The organism is Streptomyces sp. NBC_00341, assembly GCF_041435055.1.
Taxonomy (GTDB): domain Bacteria; phylum Actinomycetota; class Actinomycetes; order Streptomycetales; family Streptomycetaceae; genus Streptomyces.
Map to the genome: position 1 here is coordinate 3365543 of NZ_CP108002.1, position 18528 is coordinate 3384070.

General features: G+C 70.8%; 18 protein-coding genes. 4 read left to right on the top strand and 14 right to left on the bottom strand.

The genetic code is table 11. The annotated features are described in order from the left end of the window. Nucleotides 1-512 precede the first annotated feature (512 nt). The 3 genes from OG892_RS15005 to OG892_RS15015 form a co-directional block, all read right to left on the bottom strand. Entirely contained in the window at nucleotides 513-743 is a 231-nt protein-coding gene (locus OG892_RS15005) for a hypothetical protein (protein ID WP_371629412.1), read from the bottom strand. Next, nucleotides 740-1909, bottom strand: a complete 1170-nt coding sequence (locus OG892_RS15010; protein ID WP_371629413.1) for an AAA family ATPase — start codon at nucleotides 1907-1909, stop codon at nucleotides 740-742. Before OG892_RS15010 ends, OG892_RS15005 begins: the two co-directional genes overlap by 4 nt. 147 nt (nucleotides 1910-2056) lie before the next feature. Beyond that, a complete protein-coding gene (locus OG892_RS15015) occupies nucleotides 2057-3214 on the bottom strand; it encodes an acyl-CoA dehydrogenase (protein ID WP_073738528.1) in 1158 nt (385 codons plus the stop codon). 177 nt (nucleotides 3215-3391) lie between these two features. Here OG892_RS15015 and OG892_RS15020 point away from each other — a divergent pair, with 177 nt between their 5' ends. Then, the gene (locus OG892_RS15020) at nucleotides 3392-4735 is read left to right on the top strand and encodes a UDP-glucose/GDP-mannose dehydrogenase family protein (protein WP_073738581.1); all 1344 of its coding nucleotides are present in this window, start codon (nucleotides 3392-3394) and stop codon (nucleotides 4733-4735) included. A 14-nt stretch (nucleotides 4736-4749) separates the two neighbouring features. Here OG892_RS15020 and OG892_RS15025 read toward each other — a convergent pair whose 3' ends face one another. After that, entirely contained in the window at nucleotides 4750-5262 is a 513-nt protein-coding gene (locus OG892_RS15025; protein ID WP_371629414.1) for a CGNR zinc finger domain-containing protein, read from the bottom strand. 102 nt (nucleotides 5263-5364) lie between these two features. On the opposite strand from OG892_RS15025, the gene OG892_RS15030 reads away from it, so the two are divergent. Continuing rightward, on the top strand, nucleotides 5365-5724 hold the full coding sequence (locus OG892_RS15030; protein WP_073738526.1) for a VOC family protein: 360 nt from the start codon (nucleotides 5365-5367) through the stop codon (nucleotides 5722-5724). A 10-nt stretch (nucleotides 5725-5734) separates the two neighbouring features. Here the strand turns inward: OG892_RS15030 and OG892_RS15035 are convergent, their stop codons facing one another. The 3 genes from OG892_RS15035 to OG892_RS15045 are packed head-to-tail and all read right to left on the bottom strand — an operon-like array spanning nucleotide 5735 to nucleotide 8664. Then, nucleotides 5735-6928, bottom strand: coding sequence for a dipeptidase (locus tag OG892_RS15035; RefSeq protein WP_073738525.1), 1194 nt, complete (start codon nucleotides 6926-6928; stop codon nucleotides 5735-5737). A 6-nt stretch (nucleotides 6929-6934) separates the two neighbouring features. Beyond that, nucleotides 6935-7474 (bottom strand): 5-(carboxyamino)imidazole ribonucleotide mutase, encoded by a 540-nt coding sequence (gene purE / locus OG892_RS15040; RefSeq protein WP_073738524.1) that lies wholly within the window; start codon nucleotides 7472-7474, stop codon nucleotides 6935-6937. Then, entirely contained in the window at nucleotides 7471-8664 is a 1194-nt protein-coding gene (locus OG892_RS15045; RefSeq protein ID WP_371629415.1) for a 5-(carboxyamino)imidazole ribonucleotide synthase, read from the bottom strand. The genes purE and OG892_RS15045 overlap by 4 nt, the downstream gene beginning before the upstream one ends. A gap of 164 nt (nucleotides 8665-8828) precedes the next feature. On the opposite strand from OG892_RS15045, the gene OG892_RS15050 reads away from it, so the two are divergent. After that, nucleotides 8829-9386, top strand: a complete 558-nt coding sequence (locus OG892_RS15050) for a GtrA family protein (RefSeq protein WP_073738522.1) — start codon at nucleotides 8829-8831, stop codon at nucleotides 9384-9386. Between the two features lie 108 nt (nucleotides 9387-9494). Here the strand turns inward: OG892_RS15050 and OG892_RS15055 are convergent, their stop codons facing one another. Both OG892_RS15055 and OG892_RS15060 read right to left on the bottom strand, forming a co-directional pair. Continuing rightward, on the bottom strand, nucleotides 9495-10760 hold the full coding sequence (locus tag OG892_RS15055; RefSeq protein ID WP_328866825.1) for an ATP-binding protein: 1266 nt from the start codon (nucleotides 10758-10760) through the stop codon (nucleotides 9495-9497). Between the two features lie 15 nt (nucleotides 10761-10775). Continuing rightward, on the bottom strand, nucleotides 10776-11453 hold the full coding sequence (locus tag OG892_RS15060; RefSeq protein WP_018104033.1) for a response regulator transcription factor: 678 nt from the start codon (nucleotides 11451-11453) through the stop codon (nucleotides 10776-10778). 439 nt (nucleotides 11454-11892) lie between these two features. Between OG892_RS15060 and OG892_RS15065 the strand changes: the two genes are divergently transcribed. Then, nucleotides 11893-13389 carry a peptide MFS transporter gene (locus OG892_RS15065; RefSeq protein ID WP_073738520.1) on the top strand — a complete coding sequence of 499 codons (1497 nt, stop codon included), beginning with the start codon at nucleotides 11893-11895 and terminating at the stop codon, nucleotides 13387-13389. 81 nt (nucleotides 13390-13470) lie between these two features. On the opposite strand, the gene OG892_RS15070 is transcribed toward OG892_RS15065, so the two are convergent. From OG892_RS15070 to OG892_RS15090, 5 genes are all read right to left on the bottom strand, one after another. After that, nucleotides 13471-14835 (bottom strand): hypothetical protein, encoded by a 1365-nt coding sequence (locus tag OG892_RS15070; protein WP_073738580.1) that lies wholly within the window; start codon nucleotides 14833-14835, stop codon nucleotides 13471-13473. A 38-nt stretch (nucleotides 14836-14873) separates the two neighbouring features. Next, the gene (locus OG892_RS15075) at nucleotides 14874-16022 is read right to left on the bottom strand and encodes a hypothetical protein (protein WP_371629416.1); all 1149 of its coding nucleotides are present in this window, start codon (nucleotides 16020-16022) and stop codon (nucleotides 14874-14876) included. Further along, nucleotides 16019-17026, bottom strand: a complete 1008-nt coding sequence (locus OG892_RS15080) for a hypothetical protein (protein ID WP_371629417.1) — start codon at nucleotides 17024-17026, stop codon at nucleotides 16019-16021. Before OG892_RS15080 ends, OG892_RS15075 begins: the two co-directional genes overlap by 4 nt. Nucleotides 17027-17075: 49 nt before the next feature. Next, nucleotides 17076-17774: a peptidase gene (locus OG892_RS15085; RefSeq protein ID WP_371629418.1), complete on the bottom strand. Its 699-nt coding sequence runs from the start codon at nucleotides 17772-17774 to the stop codon at nucleotides 17076-17078. 201 nt (nucleotides 17775-17975) lie between these two features. Further along, nucleotides 17976-18524 (bottom strand): ATP-binding protein, encoded by a 549-nt coding sequence (locus OG892_RS15090; RefSeq protein ID WP_327337204.1) that lies wholly within the window; start codon nucleotides 18522-18524, stop codon nucleotides 17976-17978. Nucleotides 18525-18528: the final 4 nt, after the last annotated feature.

Consider the following 18528-nt stretch of genomic DNA (forward strand, 5'->3'; position numbering starts at 1 on the left):
TGGTTCCGGGTTCTTTGCCGGGAACCGGAACGCCCGGCATCTCAGCCCTGGTTCGCCGCCGCCATCCGGCGGATCCCCTCACTGGGGTCGTTTCGTCCTGAAGCCGCTGGTCAGGGGTCGGCGTGGCGGGCGCAGGACAGCCACGCCGGGATCACCTCAGGGGTCCGGGCTCCAGCCCCATGACGCCACATGACGTAGCGGCGGACCCCGTCCTCAGAAGCGTCGTGACGGACGGCGACCCATCCCAACGCCCCTACTGGGGATCGGCTCAGCCGCTGCAGGGTGCGGAAGGCGTGGCACCAAGCGCTTCGTCCACCTTCGTGGCTCCTTTGGTGGCCAGCCAGTGCGCGGGTCCAGAAGCCGGGCCGGTGGTGTCGTCCGGAGCTAACGGACCAGAAGTTCAACGGCATGGACCATCCGACGGAACGACCTGCTCCGCGCCGCCGCCACTCGCAGATCCATCACGCCGGAGAACTTCGCCTGATGCAGGGTCTCCTTGTACGACTCCTGCATCAGACCCTCCAACTGACTCTTGGCTCCCCGCTTTGCCTCGGGGTCGCCCGGAAGCGGATCGCCTTGCCCAGTTCGTCGGGCTTGCGCATCTTCCCTGAGTCGAGGCGGAACGGCTGTGCGACCTCCGCATAGGCGCCGTTGAACTCTGCGGCGATCCGCGTGATGAGTTCGCGTACCGCTGTCACTTCTCCGTGGCCCTCCACGATCGGGGCCACCACAGGCACGGTCACTGGACAGCCTCCGGCAGCAACTGGTCCGTACGCAGCAACTCCCCTGGCGTGTACAGCTGTTCCCGCATGGCCAGCGCCCCGGCTGCATCAAGCGGTCCGATCCTTGTCTCGCCGCCGATCGAACGGACCGCGCGCAGCTGGGAGAGTTCGAAATCATGGCGGTCCAGCAGATCGGGACTGTGACTCGTCACGATCACCTGACGCCGCTCGCTCGCGTCGCGCAGAGCGTCCAGCAGAACACCGGCCGCTGCCGGGTGCAGGGCACTCTCGGGCTCCTCGATCCCGACTGTGCTGAGCGTGGAGCCCGTCCCCGCGAACAACGCCACCAGCACCCCGAGTGCGCGCAGTGTGCCGTCGGAAACCGACTGGGCCTGGAATCGCCAGGGATTCTTCGCTCCGGGAACGTCCTGGGCGAACTCCAGCGTTTCCCAGTTGCCCAGGTCGGAGCGGGACACCTCGTGCATGCCGGGCACGATCTGCTGGAGGTACGCCTCGATCCTGGCCTTGTCGGCCGCCTCCAGCCGATGGAGGACACTCGCGATATTGGCACCGTCGCGGTGCAGGAACTCGCCTGTGTCCGGCGTCTGCGGCTGACGCATGATGTCGGGGTTCAGGCTGAACACACTGATTCCCGCAAGACCGTCGAAGACAGGCCGGAAGGCCTCCAGCCCGGCTGCGGACACGAGGTACAGGCGCTGCTCGCTCACCGGCGGCATCACCGGCTCCGACGAATCCTTCAGTACGCCCTTCTCGATGCGGAACCTGGCGTCCGCGTGTCGGTTTCCCTCCTGATCCCTTGCGTCGAGCCACACTCGGCAGTCCTCACGGCTGACCCGGAATCCGCCGCCCTTGACCGCGGCGACTTCGAACCCGTACCCCCCTGTGTATCCCGGTCCCCGGAATTCCAGATCGATGGAGAAGTGCGTCGGATGCCCGGTGGATCGTCTCCGGACCTCCGCCACCCCTCCACGGCTTCGCAGCGCCTGGTCGAGCGAGGTCTGCAGCGCCTCGGAGAGCAGACGCAGCGCGTCCAGGAAGTTGCTCTTGCCCGAACCGTTGGGCCCCACGAGCAGCAGCAGCTGCCCCAGATCGACATCGGCCTCCGCGATGCTGCGGTAATGCCGGAGCCGCACTCTGGTCAGCGAGAAATGGTTGTTGTCCTGCATCCGGTCAGTCTGACAGCAGGCGCTCTCGACCGGGACGTACGCGATGCGGGGGCCGGGGCGGACCTGCGGAACCGCGAAGCGCCCCGCACCCGGGACGATCGGGTTGCGGGGCGCCGTGCTCTGCGTCTGCTGCCGGTCGCGCGTCGGCTACGGCAGGTTCCGCGCCATCACGATCCGCTGGACCTGGTTCGTGCCCTCGTAGATCTGGGTGATCTTGGCGTCGCGCATCATCCGCTCCACCGGGTAGTCCCGCGTGTAGCCGTAGCCGCCCAGGAGCTGGACCGCGTCCGTGGTGACCTCCATCGCGACGTCGGAGGCGAAGCACTTGGCCGCGGCGCCGAAGAAGGTGAGGTCGGAGTCGAGGCGCTCGGACTTGGCGGCGGCCGAGTAGGTGAGCTGGCGGGCCGCCTCCAGCTTCATGGCCATGTCGGCGAGCATGAACTGGATGCCCTGGAAGTCGCCGATCGGCTTGCCGAACTGCTTGCGCTCCTGGACGTAGCCCTTGGCGTAGTCCAGCGCGCCCTGGGCGACGCCGAGGGCCTGGGCGGCGATCGTGATGCGGGTGTGGTCGAGGGTCTTCATCGCGGTGGCGAAGCCGGTGCCCTCCTCGCCGATCATGCGGTCGGCGGGGATGCGGACGTTGTCGAAGTAGACCTCGCGGGTCGGGGAGCCCTTGATGCCGAGCTTCTTCTCAGGGGCGCCGAAGGAGACGCCCTCGTCCGACTTCTCGACGACGAACGCCGAGATGCCCTTGGAGCGCTTGGTCGGGTCGGTGACCGCCATGACCGTGTAGTACTCGGAGACGCCCGCGTTGGTGATCCAGCGCTTCACGCCGTTGAGGACCCAGAAGTCGCCGTCGCGGACGGCCTTGGTCTTCATCCCGGCGGCGTCGGAGCCCGCGTCCGGCTCGGAGAGGGCGTACGAGAACATCGCGTCGCCCTTGGCGAGCGGGCCCAGGTACTTCTTCTTCAGGTCCTCGGAGCCGGACAGGATCACCGGGAGCGAGCCGAGCTTGTTCACGGCCGGGATGAGGGAGGAGGAGACGCAGGCGCGGGCCACCTCCTCGATCACGATGACCGTGGCGAGCGCGTCGGCGCCGGCGCCGCCGTACTCCTCGGGGACGTGGACGGCGTGCAGGTCGGCGGCGGTGAGGGCGTCCAGCGCCTCCTGCGGGAAGCGGGCCTCCTCGTCGACCGCGGCCGCGTGCGGGGCGATCTTCGCCTCGGCGAGCGCACGCACCGTCTCACGGAGCATCTCGTGCTCCTCGGCCGGACGGTACAGGTCGAAATCGGTCGAACCCGCCAAGACTCTCACTCCCCAGGATGCAGCTAACTACCGTTAAGTAACCTAATTTTAGGTGCCCGCCCCCGCAATGGCATACGAGCTGGGGCCGTGAGCTTCGCGACAGCCGGAATGGAGCGTTTCAGGGGCACGACTATGCTCGTTCACCGCACGTCTGTCCGCATCTCCCAGGAGCACTACATGGCCCTCAGGATCACTGTGATCGGCACCGGCTACCTCGGCGCCACCCACGCCGCGGCCATGGCGGAGCTGGGCTTCGAAGTGCTGGGGCTCGATGTCGTGCCCGAGAAGGTCGAGCTGCTCTCGGCCGGCCGGGTCCCGATGTACGAGCCGGGGCTGGAAGAGATCCTGAAGAAGCACGTCGCGGGCATCGAGGGCGCCAGCGGCCGGCTGCGCTTCACCACCTCGTGGGAAGAGGTGGCGGAATTCGGCGACGTCCACTTCGTCTGCGTGAACACCCCGCAGAAGCACGGCGAGTACGCCTGCGACATGAGCTACGTGGACAGCGCCTTCGAATCCCTCGCACCGCTTCTGACCAGGCCCGCCCTGGTCGTCGGCAAGTCCACCGTGCCGGTCGGCTCCGCGGCCCGGCTCGCCGCCCGGCTCACCGAGCTGGCACCCGCGGGCGACGCCGCCGAGCTGGCGTGGAACCCGGAGTTCCTCCGCGAGGGCTTCGCTGTCAACGACACGCTGCACCCGGACCGGATCGTCGTCGGCGTGGAGAGCGAGCGGGCCGAGAAACTGCTCCGCGAGGTGTACGCCACACCGGTCGCGGAGGGGTCGCCGTTCGTGGTGACGGACTTCCCGACCGCCGAACTGGTGAAGACCTCGGCCAACTCCTTCCTCGCCACCAAGATCTCCTTCATCAACGCCATGGCCGAGGTCTGCGAGGCCGCCGACGGCGACGTCGTGAAGCTGGCGGAGGCCATCGGCCACGACGACCGGATCGGGAAGAAGTTCCTGCGGGCCGGGATCGGGTTCGGCGGCGGCTGCCTGCCCAAGGACATCCGGGCCTTCATGGCCCGCGCCGGTGAGCTGGGCGCCGACCAGGCGCTGACCTTCCTCCGCGAGGTCGACTCCATCAACATGCGGCGCCGCGGCCACATGGTGGAGCTGGCCAGGGAGGCCGTCGGCGGCGACTCGTTCCTCGGCAAGCGGGTGGGCGTCCTGGGCGCCACCTTCAAGCCGGACTCGGACGACGTACGCGATTCGCCCGCCCTGAACGTCGCCGGGCAGATCCACCTCCAGGGCGGCCAGGTCACCGTCTTCGACCCGAAGGGCATGGACAACGCCCGCCGCCTCTTCCCCACGCTCGGCTACGCGGACACCGCCCTGGACGCGGTGCGCGGCGCCGATGTGGTGCTGCACCTGACGGAGTGGAGCGAGTTCCGCGAGCTGGACCCGGTGGCGCTGGGCGAGGCCGCGGGCCGCAAGCTCATCCTGGACGGGCGCAACGCGCTGGACCCCGCGGTGTGGCGCGAGGCCGGGTGGACGTTCCGGGCGATGGGACGGCCGAAGGCCTGAGCACCTGAGCCCTCTCAGCCCTGCCTCGCGCGGTACGCGCGCATCTTCGCGCGGGCGCCGCACACCGACATCGAGCACCAGCGGCGGCGTCCCGCCGGGCTGCGGTCGTAATAGGCCCAGCGGCAGTCCGCCGCCTCGCACACCTTGAGCCGGTCCCAGGTCCCGTCCGCAGAGGCGGCGGCGATGGCCGTCGCGACCCGGGCGGTCAGTCCGGGCGGCTCCTCCACCGCGCACAGCACCGCCGCACCCGCCTCGTCCACGCGGACGCGCAGGGGCGCCCGGGCCAGCAGCCGGTCCAGCAGGGACACCGGGCCGCCCTCGGGCGGGCGGTGGCCCGCGTGGGCCAGGCAGACGGCGCGCAGGGCCTCGCGGAGCGCGCGGGCCGCCGGGACGTCCGGCCCTGCCAGGGCGAGTTCGGCGCGCCCCTCCGCCGTGTCGAGGGTGTCCGCGCCGGTCTCCACGTCCAGGGTGTTGACCAGGGCTTCGATCAGCGCGAGTCCGCCGGGCGCGGAGTCCCTCTCATTCATGGTTGCGACGTTACCTCCATTGAGGGAGCATGCAGTAACGGTTACTGGTTGAGGCGCATTGTCGGTAACCACATGCCCGCATCTGCCCAAGGAGGAAGCGTCATGGCCGTAGCCGCACTCGGTGCCGTCGTCCTGGACTGCCCGGATCCCACCGCCCTGGCCCATTTCTACGCCGCGCTGCTCGGCGGGAAGGTCGAGCAGCAGGAGGACTGGGTGGATCTCACGGGGATCACCGGCACCCCGCTCGCCTTCCAGGCCGCGCCCGACTTCGTACCGCCGCGGTGGCCGAATCCGGACGGTTCTCAGCAGTTCCATCTGGACCTGACCGTGCAGGATCTGGACGCGGCGGAGCGGGAGGTGCTGGCTCTGGGGGCGACGGTGCTCGAAGCGGACGACCGGGAGCGGACCTTCCGGGTGTACGCCGATCCGGCGGGGCACCCGTTCTGTCTCTGCGCCTGCTGACCGCCGGGCTTCAGACCGTCGGCGCGTCCAGCTGTTCGATCGTGGCGTGCGACGGGCCCCGGCGGGCGGACAGCTCGCGCGACACGTCCTCGGCGGCGCGCAGCACCCGTACCGCGTTCTGCCAGGTGAGCCTGGCCAGGTCGGCGGCGGACCAGCCCCGGCCGAGCAGCTCCGCGATCAGGTTCGGGTACCCCGCGACGTCCTCCAGGCCCTGCGGGAGGAACGCGGTGCCGTCGTAGTCGCCGCCGATGCCGATGTGGTCGATCCCGGCGACCTCGCGCATGTGGTCGAGGTGGTCCGCGATCGTCGCCACGGTCGCCATCGGGCGGGGGTTCGCCGCCTCGAACGCGGCGTGGACCTTCATGCCCCGCTCGGTGGTGTCCAGGTGGTGCAGGCCCTGGGCGCGCATGTTCTCGTCGGCGGCCTGCGTCCAGGCGACGGCCGCCGGCAGGACGAACTTCGGTACGAAGGTCGCCATGGCGATGCCGCCGTTGGCCGGGAGCTGCGCCAGGACGTCGTCGGGGATGTTGCGCGGGTGGTCGCAGATCGCCCGCGCGGAGGAGTGCGAGAACATCACCGGCGCGGTGGACGTGGCGAGCGCGTCGCGCATCGTCGTGGCCGCCACGTGCGAGAGGTCGACCAGCATCCCGGTGCGGTTCATCTCCCGTACGACCTCGTGGCCGAACGGGGAGAGCCCGCCGACGCCCGGCTCGTCGGTCGCGGAGTCCGCCCAGGCGATGTTGTCGTTGTGGGTCAGCGTCATGTAGCGGACGCCGAGCGTGTGCAGGGCGCGCAGGGTGCCCAGCGAGTTGTTGATGGAGTGGCCGCCCTCGGCGCCCATCAGGGAGGCGATGCGGCCCTCGGCGCGGGCCGTCTCCATGTCGTCGGCGGTCAGCGCGCGGCGCAGGTCGGCGGGGTACCGGGCCAGCAGCTCGGCGACCGCGTCGATCTGCTCCAGGGTGGCGCTGACGGCGTCCTCGCCCGCCATGTCGGACCGTACGTAGACGGACCAGAACTGGGCCCCGACGCCGCCCGCGCGCAGCCGGGGGATGTCGGTGTGCAGATGGGCCGACTGGTCGGTGGCGATGTCGCGGGCGTCCAGGTCGTAGCCGACCTGTTCGCGCAGCGCCCACGGCAGGTCGTTGTGGCCGTCGACCACGGGGTGCTCCGCGAGGAGTTCCCCGGCCTTCTCCAGCTGGTCCATCGCTGCCTACTTTCCGAAGCCGAAGGAGTCCGCGCCCCGCACCTTGGTGCGCAGCCGCTTGCCCTTCTCGGTGGCCTGGTCGTTGAGCTCCTTCTGGAATTCGACCATGCGGGCCTGGAGCTCGCTGTCGTGGGCGGCGAGGATGCGGGCCGCCAGCAGGCCCGCGTTGCGCGCGCCGGCGACCGAGACGGTGGCGACGGGCACCCCCGCGGGCATCTGCACGATGGAGAGCAGGCTGTCCATGCCGTCCAGGTACTTCAGCGGCACCGGTACGCCGATGACCGGCAGCGGGGTGACGGAGGCGAGCATGCCGGGCAGGTGGGCGGCGCCGCCCGCTCCGGCGATGACGGCCTTCAGGCCGCGGCCCGCGGCGTTCTCGCCGTACGCGATCATCTCGCGCGGCATGCGGTGGGCGGAGACGACGTCGACCTCGTAGGGGATCTCGAACTCGTCGAGGGCCTTGGCCGCCGCTTCCATGACGGGCCAGTCGGAGTCCGAGCCCATGACGATGCCGACGACCGGTGCGGCGGAGGCGGGGGAAGTCATTCGGTGATCGTTCCTCGCAGGTAGTCGGCCGCGTGCCGGGCGCGCTCCCGCACGTCCGCCAGATCGTCGCCGTAGGTGTTGACGTGGCCGACCTTGCGGCCGGGCTTCACGTCCTTTCCGTACATGTGGATCTTGAGCTGCGGGTCGCGGGCCATGCAGTGCAGGTACGCCTGGTACATGTCCGGGAAGTCGCCGCCCAGGACGTTGCTCATGACCGTCCAGGTGGCGCGCGGGCGCGGGTCGCCGAGCGGGAGGTCCAGGACGGCCCGGACGTGGTTGGCGAACTGCGAGGTGATCGCGCCGTCCTGCGTCCAGTGCCCGGAGTTGTGCGGGCGCATCGCCAGCTCGTTGACGAGGATGTGACCGTCGCGGGTCTCGAAGAGTTCGACGGCGAGGTGTCCGACCACGCCCAGCTCGGCCGCGATCCGCAGCGCGAGCTGCTGGGCCTCGCCGGCGAGCCGCTCGTCCAGCTCGGGGGCCGGGGCGATGACCGTGTCGCAGACGCCGTCCACCTGGATGGACTCGACGACCGGGTAGGCGACCGCCTGGCCGTGCGGCGAGCGGACGATGTTGGCCGCCAGCTCCCGTACGAAGTCGACCTTCTCCTCCGCGAGGACCGGGACACCGGCCCGGAAGGGGTCGGCCGCCTCCGCCTCCGAGCGGACCACCCAGACGCCCTTGCCGTCGTAGCCGCCGCGCACGGTCTTGAGGATGACGGGGAAGCCTCCCGACCCGTCGCCCGGCCACCGCCCCTCACCGAGGCGCTGCGCGCCGCCCCCGCTGATTTCGTGCGCGAAGGCCGCGGCGTCGGCCGGGTCCTTCACGATGCGGTGGCGGGGGCAGGGCGCGCCGATCTCGGTGAGCTTGGCGCGCATCACCCCCTTGTCCTGGGCGTGCACCAGCGCGGCGGGGCCGGGGCGCACGGGGATGCCGTCCGCCTCCAGGGCCCGCAGGTGCTCGGTCGGCACGTGCTCGTGATCGAAGGTGATCACGTCACAGCCGCGCGCGAAGGCACGCAGCGTGTCCAGGTCGCGATAGTCGCCCACGACGACTTCGCTCACGACCTGGGCCGCCGAGTCCTGAGCGGTGTCGCTGAGGAGCTTGAACTTGATGCCGAGGGGGATGCCCGCCTCGTGGGTCATACGGGCGAGCTGACCGCCACCGACCATGCCGACTACCGGGAACGTCACTCCTCCAGGGTATCCGCACGCCTCGGGGGCTCCCGACGACGGCCCGAGGTGTCCGGCCCGCCACACCCGTACCCGTACTCATGGGCGGCCGACGGGCGGGCTGGTTAGCATGGCCGGGTTGACGGAACCTGAAGACGAACCGACAGACGGGCTGAGCAATCACCATGAGTGAACGGGGCGCACTGCGGGCCCGGCTGGATGTGCTGGCCCGGGAGATCGCCAAGTTCGGCGTGGTCGGCGCGGTCGGTCTGGTCGTCAATATCGCGGTATCCAACCTGCTGTGGCGCTACACGGACATCCCGACGGTCCGGGCGGGCCTGCTGGCCACGTTCGTCGCCATCCTCTGCAACTACGTCGGGTTCCGGTACTGGACGTACCGGGACCGCGACAAGAGCGGGCGGACGCGGGAACTCACGCTGTTCCTGCTGTTCAGCGCGGTGGGGGCGGTCATCGAGAACGGGATCCTGTACGCGGCGACGTACGGGTTGGGCTGGAACAGCCCGGTCCAGAGCAATGTCTTCAAGATCGTCGGGATCGGTGTCGCGACGCTGTTCCGCTTCTGGTCGTACCGGAGCTGGGTGTTCAAGGCGCTGCCTGACAAAGAGGGCGTGCTGAGCGAGGCGGAGGCGCCTGTGCCGCCTGCGGTCTCCGTGCCGGTACCGGTGCCCGCGCCCGCGTCCCCGCCCGCGGTGCGGGTCGAGGCGGATACGGCTCAGCGGTAGCCCCGGGTGCGTCCGGGGGGCGCTTTGCCCTCAATCGCCGGACGGGCTTGATACGGCCGCACGCGGCTTGATGGGCCGTACCCGGTTGACCGAGCTCGGCCTGTCCGGTCACCTCACCGGGCGTTCCGGTTCTTTTCTGTTCAGGGCCACCCGGCTGAGGAACAGGGCGAAGACCGGGGGCTGCTGCTGGAGCAGTTCGAGGCGGCCGCCGTCCGCCTCCGCCAGGTCCCGGGCGACCGCGAGGCCGATCCCCGTGGAGTTGCGGCCGCTGATGGTCCGCTCGAAGATCCGCGCGCCCAGGTCCGCGGGGACTCCGGCGCCCTCGTCCGTCACCTCGATGACCGCCTGGTTGCCGGTGACCCGGGTCCGCAGGGCGACCGTGCCGCCACCGTGCATCAGGGAGTTCTCGATCAGCGCGGCCAGCACCTGCGCCACCGCGCCCGGGGTGCCGACGGCCCGCAGTCCCTGCTTGCCCGAGCGGACGATGGCGCGGCCCTCGCCCCGGTAGGCCGGGCGCCACTCCTCGATCTGCTGCTTGACCACCTCGTCGAGGTCGAAGACGACGGCCGAGCCGGTCCGCGGGTCGCGGGCGTTGGTCAGCAGCCGCTGGACCACGTCGGTGAGGCGCTCGACCTGGGTGAGGGCGATGTTCGCCTCCTCCTTGACCGTATCCGGGTCGTCGGTGACCGAGATCTCCTCGATCCGCATGGAGAGCGCGGTCAGCGGCGTACGGAGCTGGTGGGAGGCGTCGGCGGCGAGCCGGCGCTCCGCCGTCAGCATCCGGGCGATCCGTTCGGCGGAGGAGTCGAGCACATCGGCGACCCGGTCCAGCTCCGGCACCCCGTACCGCTTGTGGCGCGGGCGCGGGTCACCCGAGCCGAGGCGCTCCGCGGTCTCGGCCAGGTCGGTGAGCGGCGAGGTCAGCTTGTTGGCCTGGCGCACCGCGAGCAGGACGGCGGAGACGATGGCCAGCAGCGCCACCGCACCGATGATCATCAGGGTGCGGCCGACCTCGCGGGTGACTGCGGAGCGGGACTCCTCGATGGTGACCCGCTCGCCGTGCTCCCCCACCTCGGTGGCGCTGATCACACTGCCGCTGGGGCGCTCCCCGACCTCGATCGGTTCGCGGCCGACCATCTTCACCAGGGCGTAGCGCTTGTCGTCGACCTGTTCGGCCAGCACTCCGGGGTTGATCCGCTCGGAGCCCAGGAGCCGGCTCTCGATGACGCTGATCACGCGCAGCGCCTCCGAGTCGACGCTCTCCTGGGCGCTACTGCTGATGGTGCGGGCCTCGACGATGACGAGGGAGACGCCGAAGACGGCGATCACCACGAGCACCACGGCGAGGGTGGAGTTGATCAGTCTTCGGCGCATGACTGTTTCTGTACGTCAGCTCTTCTCGAAGCGGAAGCCGACGCCCCGGACGGTGGCGATGTAGCGCGGATTGGCCGCGTCGTCCCCGAGCTTCTTGCGGAGCCAGGAGATGTGCATGTCGAGGGTCTTGGTGGACGACCACCAGGTGGTGTCCCAGACCTCGCGCATCAGCTGGTCGCGGGTGACGACCCGGCCCGCGTCGCGCACCAGGACCCGCAGCAGGTCGAATTCCTTGGCGGTGAGCTGGAGTTCCTCCTCGCCCATCCAGGCCCTGTGCGACTCGACGTCGATCCTGACGCCGTGGGTGGCGGGCTGCGGGGCGGGCTCGGTGGCCCCGCGGCGCAGCAGCGCCCGGACCCGGGCCAGGAGTTCGGCCAGCCGGAAGGGCTTGGTGACGTAGTCGTCGGCGCCGGCGTCGAGGCCGACGACCGTGTCGACCTCGTCGGCGCGGGCGGTCAGCACCAGCACCGGCACGGTGTGGCCCTCGGCGCGGAGCCTGCGGGCGACTTCGAGGCCGTCCATCCCGGGCAGCCCCAGGTCGAGTACGACCAGGTCGATGCCGCCCTGGAGGCCGGCGTCGAGAGCGGTCGGACCGTCTTCGCGGACCTCGACCTCGTAACCCTCCCGACGCAGGGCGCGGGCCAATGGCTCCGAGATGGATGCGTCGTCCTCGGCGAGCAGTACACGGGTCATGGGGTGATGGTAGTCCGCGCAGCGGACAAGGAGTGCGGTGATCCAAAAGCCCTTCGGGTCTGCGTCCCGTTCAGGTCCAGACCTTCGAATGTGGGAGTGTGGTTGCACTCCTACCTGTGATCCATGTCTCAAGTCCTTTCATATCCACTTCTGTCGTGTCGTATGGTGTCTCAACGCCTGTTGCACTACTCAAAGACCTTTGGGCAGCTATTAGCGCCCAGGGTCTCTTTTGTGTGCGGGGTCGGTACCCGCCGGCCCGGAAGTCGAAGTCCCCAGTGAACGACCCAGTGAATGACCTGCGGGCCGGGCCCGGAACGCCAATGAAGGCACCGGGCGTGGATCCCGACGCGGTGGGCGTACCCGCGTCGGTGCCGGCCTCCCCCCACCGGGCGCGTACCGCTTCACGAGGCGCCGCGTCCCGAGCAAGCAAGGATCGACCATGGCGTCCAGCCTGACGAAGGACCCTGCCAGCCCGCCTGGCACAGAGAAGACCTTCTTCGGCCACCCCCGCGGCCTGGCCACGCTCTTCATGACCGAGATGTGGGAGCGTTACAGCTTCTACGGGATGAAGGCACTGCTCCCGCTGTACCTGATCGCGCCCGGCGGCCTGCACATGAACGCCGCCACAGCGACGACGATCTACTCCGCCTACATGGCGATGGTCTACCTGCTCACCATGCCGGGCGGCTGGCTCGCCGACCGCTTCTGGGGGCCGCGCAAGACGGTCGCCATCGGTGGCGGTGTCGTCATCCTCGGCCACATCACGCTCGCCGTGCCCAACTCGGCGACGTTCTTCGCGGGCCTCGCCCTCGTGGCGCTCGGTTCCGGCCTGCTGAAGGCGAACATCTCCACGATGGTCGGCCACCTCTACAAGGGCCCGAAGGATCCTCGGCGCGACGGTGGCTTCACGCTCTTCTACGTCGGCATCAACGTCGGCGCCTTCCTCGCCCCGCTGACCATCGGCACCGTCGGCGAGAACGTCAACTGGCACTTCGGCTTCGCGCTCGCCGCGGTCGGTATGGCGCTGGGCCTCGCCCAGTTCATGCTCGGCAGCCGCCACCTGAGCCCGCAGAGCGATGTCGTCGCCACCCCGGCGACGGAGGAGGAGAAGCGCTCGGCCCTGCGCAAGGGCCTGATCTGGCTGATCGTCGCGGTCGTCTTCTACGGCCTGCTCGCCGCCACCGGCAACTTCGTCGACTGGGCGGTGCTGCCGATCACCATCGCCGGTCTGGTCATCCCGGTCGCCGTCCTGGTCCGCATGAAGCGCGACAAGGAACTGACGAAGACCGAGCAGTCCAAGCTGTCGGGCTACATCTGGTTCTTCGTGGTCGCCGCCGTCTTCTGGATGATCTACGACCAGAACGGCTCGACCCTGTCGATCTTCGGTGAGAACTCGACGACGAACAGCCTCCTCGGCTTCGACTTCCCCACGTCCTGGTACCAGTCGCTGAACCCGATCTTCGTCATGGCGGCGGCCCCCGTGATGGCCTCGGGCTGGCTGTGGCTGAACAAGCGCGGCAAGGAGCCCAGCACCGCCGTCAAGTTCGCCTCCAGCCTCGTGCTGATCGGGGTGTCCTTCGTCGTCTTCCTGATCCCGCTGATCGACACCGCCGCCAACGGCGGCCGGGTCAGCCCGATGTGGCTGGTGGCGATCTACTTCATCCAGACCGTCGCGGAGCTCTGCCTCTCCCCGGTCGGCCTGTCGGTCACCACGAAGATGGCCCCGGCGAAGTACAGCTCCCAGATGATGGGCGTCTGGTTCCTCGCGGTCACCGCGGGCGACTCGGTGACCGGTCTCCTGACGTCCCCGCAGCTCGGGGTCGATCTGAACACCTCGGGCGCCGTCGCGGTCGAGGCGGTCCTCGCCGTCATCGCCGGTGTCGGCATCTGGATGTACCGCAGGAAGGTCACCCAGCACATGAGCGACGAGAGCTGATCGCGCCGCACGCACCGGACAGGGGCCGCCGCACCGGGAAATCGGTGCGGCGGCCCCTGCCGTACGCGTACGCTCCTCGGCTCAGCGGCCGGAACGCAGCCTGCGCCACGGGGTGAACGTGAACACCGCGCCGCCCAGCAGGATCGCCGTACCGGCGACCAGGCCGAGTGCGCGCAGGGCGCCGTTGTCCTCGGCACCGGTGGCCGCGAGTCCGCCGCCGGAGGCCGTACCGCCGCCCGCCGCGGCCGCCGCTCCGCCGGAGCCCGAGGTGTCGCCGCCGCCGGACGCGCCGCCCTGCTGGGCGGTGGTGTCGAGTTCGAGCGACGCCTTGACGGCACCCTTCACCGTGCACGGGATGTTGATCTTCGAACCGCCGAGCGTGACGTCGATCGTCAGGGTGCCCGGAGTGAGGGTGGACTTGCCGGAGGCACCCGGCTTGTACGTGCCGGTCATGTCGGGCAGGTCGACCGGCTTGCCCGTCTTCAGCGGATCGGGGTTCCCCGGCCCGGTGACGGCGACGGAGCCCTTGTCGGCGCCGCCGATGACGATCTGCATGGACGGCTTGAGCGCACCCGCGGGCAGGTCGGCCGGGCTGTCCATCACGCCCTTGGCCGTCTTGACCGTGAGCCCGTAGCTGCCGCCGTTCTTCTTGGCGTTGACCGTCACCTTGGACTCGATGGAGGCGGGTCCGGGCGACTTGCAGGCGAAGTTGACGGCGACCTCCTTGCCCGGGAAGTCGGTGGCACCGCCGGTGCCGCCCGAACCCGCGGTGGCGCCCCCGGCGTCCGTACCTCCGGTGTCACCCCCGGTGGCAGTGCCTCCGGTGTCGGTGCCGCCCGCGTCCGTACCGCCGTCGGTCGTACCGCCTGCGTCGGTGCCTCCGTCGGTCGTACCGCCCGCGTCCGTACCACCGTCGGTCGTGCCGCCGGCCGTGGTTCCGCCGCCGTCCGTGACCTTGATCGTCGCGCCCGGCTTCACCGTCTCCTTCGGGGTGCACTTGGTGTCCGTGGAGATCGGCTTGGAGACGTTGATGTTGTACGCGTCCGGCGTCAGCGTCAGGTCACCGGCCTTCTCCAGCTTCAGCGATCCCTTCATGTCCGAGAGGAGCATCGCGGAGTTCTTGGGGATCGGCGGGTTCTGCCGGGGTCCCTCCATCTTCAGGTCACCGGTGGCGGCGCCGCCCAGCTTGATGGTGCCGGTCGGCTGGACCGTGTCCTTGCTCAGGTCCAGGACATCGGGGTTCTTGGAGGCGGCCGCGACCGTCTTCCACACCACCTCGACGGTGTCCCCGACCTTCGCCTGGGCGGGTGCGGTCAGCTGCACCTGGGTGGTGCCCTCCACGGGCGGCAGTCCGGAGATGGCCGGGGGTATGCACTCCGTCTTGTACGAGATGTCGGCGGCCTGGGCAGGGCTCGCGGCCAGCAGCATGCCCGCCCCGCCGATCATCATCGCGACTCCCGCCGCGACCGTCCTGCGTTGCGTACTCACGAATGTCCCTTCGTCGTCGGTCTGTGCTCTGACGGTGCGGAATCAGGGGTGAACCACGGCAGCGCGGCCGTGGTGGTGCTGCCCGTGCCCGCCGCGGGCGCGGGGCCCTCGGACGGCGCGGGTGTCCGCCGCAGCTTCGGCAGCCGGGCCGTCACGTCGGCGAACCGGTCGGGGCGCCGGCGCGGCCGGGCCGCCGCGTGCGCGGAGCGCGGCCGCACCTTGTCGACGACCGCCATGCCGATACGGAACACGGCGGCGGGCACGACGAGGCAGAGCAGGATCCAGAAGAGCGTCACGCCCCACGGGCGGCCGACCCCCCACGGCTGTTCGGCCAGCACCTTGGTGCCGTACTTCAGCGAGACCTGGTAGTCGCCGTGGGCACCCGCCGTCAGCTCGACGGGCAGTTCGATCCGCGCCTTGCGGCCGGGCTCGACGGTGCCGCGCCACTGCCGCTCCTCCCACTGCGGGGCGTAGACGCCGTGGGCGGTGCCGACCTGGAAGACCGGGTCCTTGACCGGGGCGGAGCCCAGATTGCCCACGGTGAGGACGAGCCGGCGGGACGGCGGGGCGCCGAACCAGGTGAGAATCCCGCTGTCGCCCTCCAGCCGGGTGGTGGCGAGGACGGCGAGCTTCCCATCACCGTCCTCCTTGGGCAGTGCGGCGACGGGATGTCCGGCGACGACGAACGCGGCGTCGGCCACGGACTGGTCCCCGGTGACCGTCGCGACGTGCACCACGCAGGGGCACGGTACGGGCGGCTCCGCGACCGGCAGCTTCTTGCTGAACGCGCCCTTGGAGTCGGTGGTGACGGCCCTGCCGTCCGCGTTGGCGCAGGAGTTGGTGCCGCCGATCACCCCCCGGTCCGGGCTGGACCGCCCGCAGACCAGCATCATCAGCAGGGTGTCCGGCCGCCAGCCGGTGCCCTTGACGGTGATCTCGCCGCCCTTGCCCGCCTGCTTCCCGGAGAGCGTGACCGCCGGTTTCGGGTCCGCCGCGCTGCGGCCGGTGGCGTGCGCGCCGGTCGCGGTCAGCAGCAGGGCGGGCAGTATCGCGGTCAGCAGGGCGGCTAGGACGTGTTTCGAGAGGAGCGCCGTCCGCCCGCGGCCGTCGCTCCGGAGTGCCGCCGGTCCGGTCCGTCCCGTCACGATTCCGCTCCCGCCTTCACCAAGTGCCTCTCGTCGGAGTGCTGTTGCAGGTCCGGGGACGGGGCGACCCCGGTACCGGTGGAGCCGTGCCCGTCGCGCCGTGCCGCTCGCCGCCTCCGGTGGGCGTAGGTGCCCGCGGCGGCCCCGGCCAGGAGCAGCAGCGCGCCCCCGGTGAGCGGCAGCCACGGGACGAAGAGCGCGGAGGCAGTCGCCTCGCTGTGCGCGCCGCCCGCGGCACTCACGCGCAGCCGGACGGTGGCGGAGTCGAGGGCGGGGGTGTCCCGCCACGGTTCGGTGAGCCGGACCCGCTGTCCGGGCAGCAGCTCGACGGGCAGCGTGCGGGCGTCGCGGCGCAGCAGCGTGCCGAACACCCCGTCGGCGCTGACGGCGAGCCGGGGTGCGAGGACCGCGTTGCCCCGGTTGACCAGCGTGTAGTGGATGGTGCCCCCGGCCACCTCGACGTCCTCGACCGTGAGCGCGGCCAGCGTCGGCCCGCCGACCCGCAGCTGGATCCGGACGCCTACGGAACGGCCGCCGCTCTCCGCGACGATCGCGCCCGGGTGGTCACCGGGCAGCGCGTCGTTGGGCACCGTGACGGACACGGGCACCTCCGCGCGGGTACGGGCGGGCACGGTCACCTTGTCCGTGGCCGTCCGCAGCCAGGCCCCGGTACCGGTGGAGCCGTGCGCGCCGCGTACCGCGAAGCCGCCCTTCGCGGTGTTGTACGCGTCGGCGCCGCGCAGCCGTACGGTCAGCGGGTCCGGGCCCGGGTTGGTGACCGAGAGCCGGTCCTGGAGGACGCTGCCGGGCAGGCCCTCCAGGTAGAAGTACGGTCTGCCGCCGTCCCGGCCCGCACCGTTCGCCGCGGGCTGCGCCGTCCACGCCGGGGCGGCCGGGTGCTCGGTGGCACCGGCCGCCGCGGTCATGGCGGCGGCCCACCACAGGGCGGCGAGCAGCGGTACGGCAAGGGCGAAGCGGGTGAGGTGACCGGTCAACGGCGGCATGGGCGGCTCCCTGGTGCGTGACGGCGGCTGCGCTGCGGTTCGCGGGGAGTCAGCCCGTGGCCCGCTGCCCCCGCCGGGTGAGCCACAGCACCCCGGCCGCGCCGGACAGCAGCACCGTCCCGCCGAGCGTGCCGAGTGCGACCGCCGAGTCGAGCGGGCCGGTCTTGGGCAGCGAGGACCCGCCGTCCGGCGTGCTCTGACCACCGCCGCTCGTGCTTCCGCCGCCGCTCGCGCTTCCGCCCGCGGCCGTGACGTCGAGGGAGAGCGAGGGGCCCGGGTTGTTGGACGGGGTGCAGGTCGTCGTCGTACCGAGTGCCTTGATGGTGAGCACTCCGGCGGTGAAGTCGACCTTGCCGCTCTTCTTCGGGGTGTACGTCCCCGACAGATCACTGATCTTGATCGGGCTGTTGGCGGGGATCGCGGCGGAGTTGGCGGCTCCGGCCACCTGGACCTGACCCGGGTCCGCGCCGCCCACCTTGATCACCGCGCTGGGGTTCATCGCGCCCTTGCCCAGTTCGACCGGGCTGGAGGAGACGCCCTTCTGGAAGGACATCGTGAGCTTGTAGCCGCCGCCGCTCTTGACGCTCTTGATGTCGATGGGCGACACGGCGGCCTTGTCCCCGATCGGGGTCTTGCACTTGTAGTTGACGTCGACGACCGTCGCGTGGGCGGCGGGCGCGACCATCAGCACCACCGCCCCCGCCAGCCCGGACGCCAGCGCGAGAGCTGTTCGCTTCTGGTACGACACCTCGAATTCCCCTCATGCCGGGAGTCGCCGTGCGCCGCTTCCGTGCGGCCCAAATAGCTGACGACACATCAGATTTGGCGCTCAAGGTACGCCCGGGGCCTTGTGGAGGGAAGACAAAGAGCGCGCCGATCCGGCGCGCTCTTCGAGGTGCGTGGGGCCCGAGGGGTACGGCCCCGGGGGCGGGCGGGGAGAGACCCCGGGCTATACGGGGGCGGCCAGCTCCGCCCAGACGGTCTTGCCGGGTTCGCCCGGCACCCGTACGACTCCCCAGTCCAGGCAGAGCCGCTGCACGATGAACATGCCGTGTCCGCCGGGCCGGCCGGCCCGGTGCGGGGTACGCGGCGCGGGCTGTCCCGCGCCACCGTCGACGACCTCGACCCGCAGCGCCTTCGACGTGCGCCCGATACGCAGCTCGTCGGGGCCCTCCGCGTGCAGGCACGCGTTGGTGACCAGCTCGGAGACGACCAGCAGGACGTCCTCTGCGGCTGCCCGGCGGTCGGCGGTCGAGGCGGGCAGCCAGCCCCATTCCTGGAGCGCCGTACGGGCGAAATCACGCGCCGTCGGCACGATGCCGCTCACCTGCCGCAAGGACAGCGTGCGCCACTGCCGCTCGCCCGGACCCGCCGGGCCGTCGGAGGAAGCGCCGGGGCCCGCGTCCGCGCCGGGGCCCGCGTCGGCATGTGCACCCACGCCCGCGCCCTCCGGCTCGCGGCCGAGGTCGCCCGGCGGATGCTGCCGGGTGGTGCTCATCAGC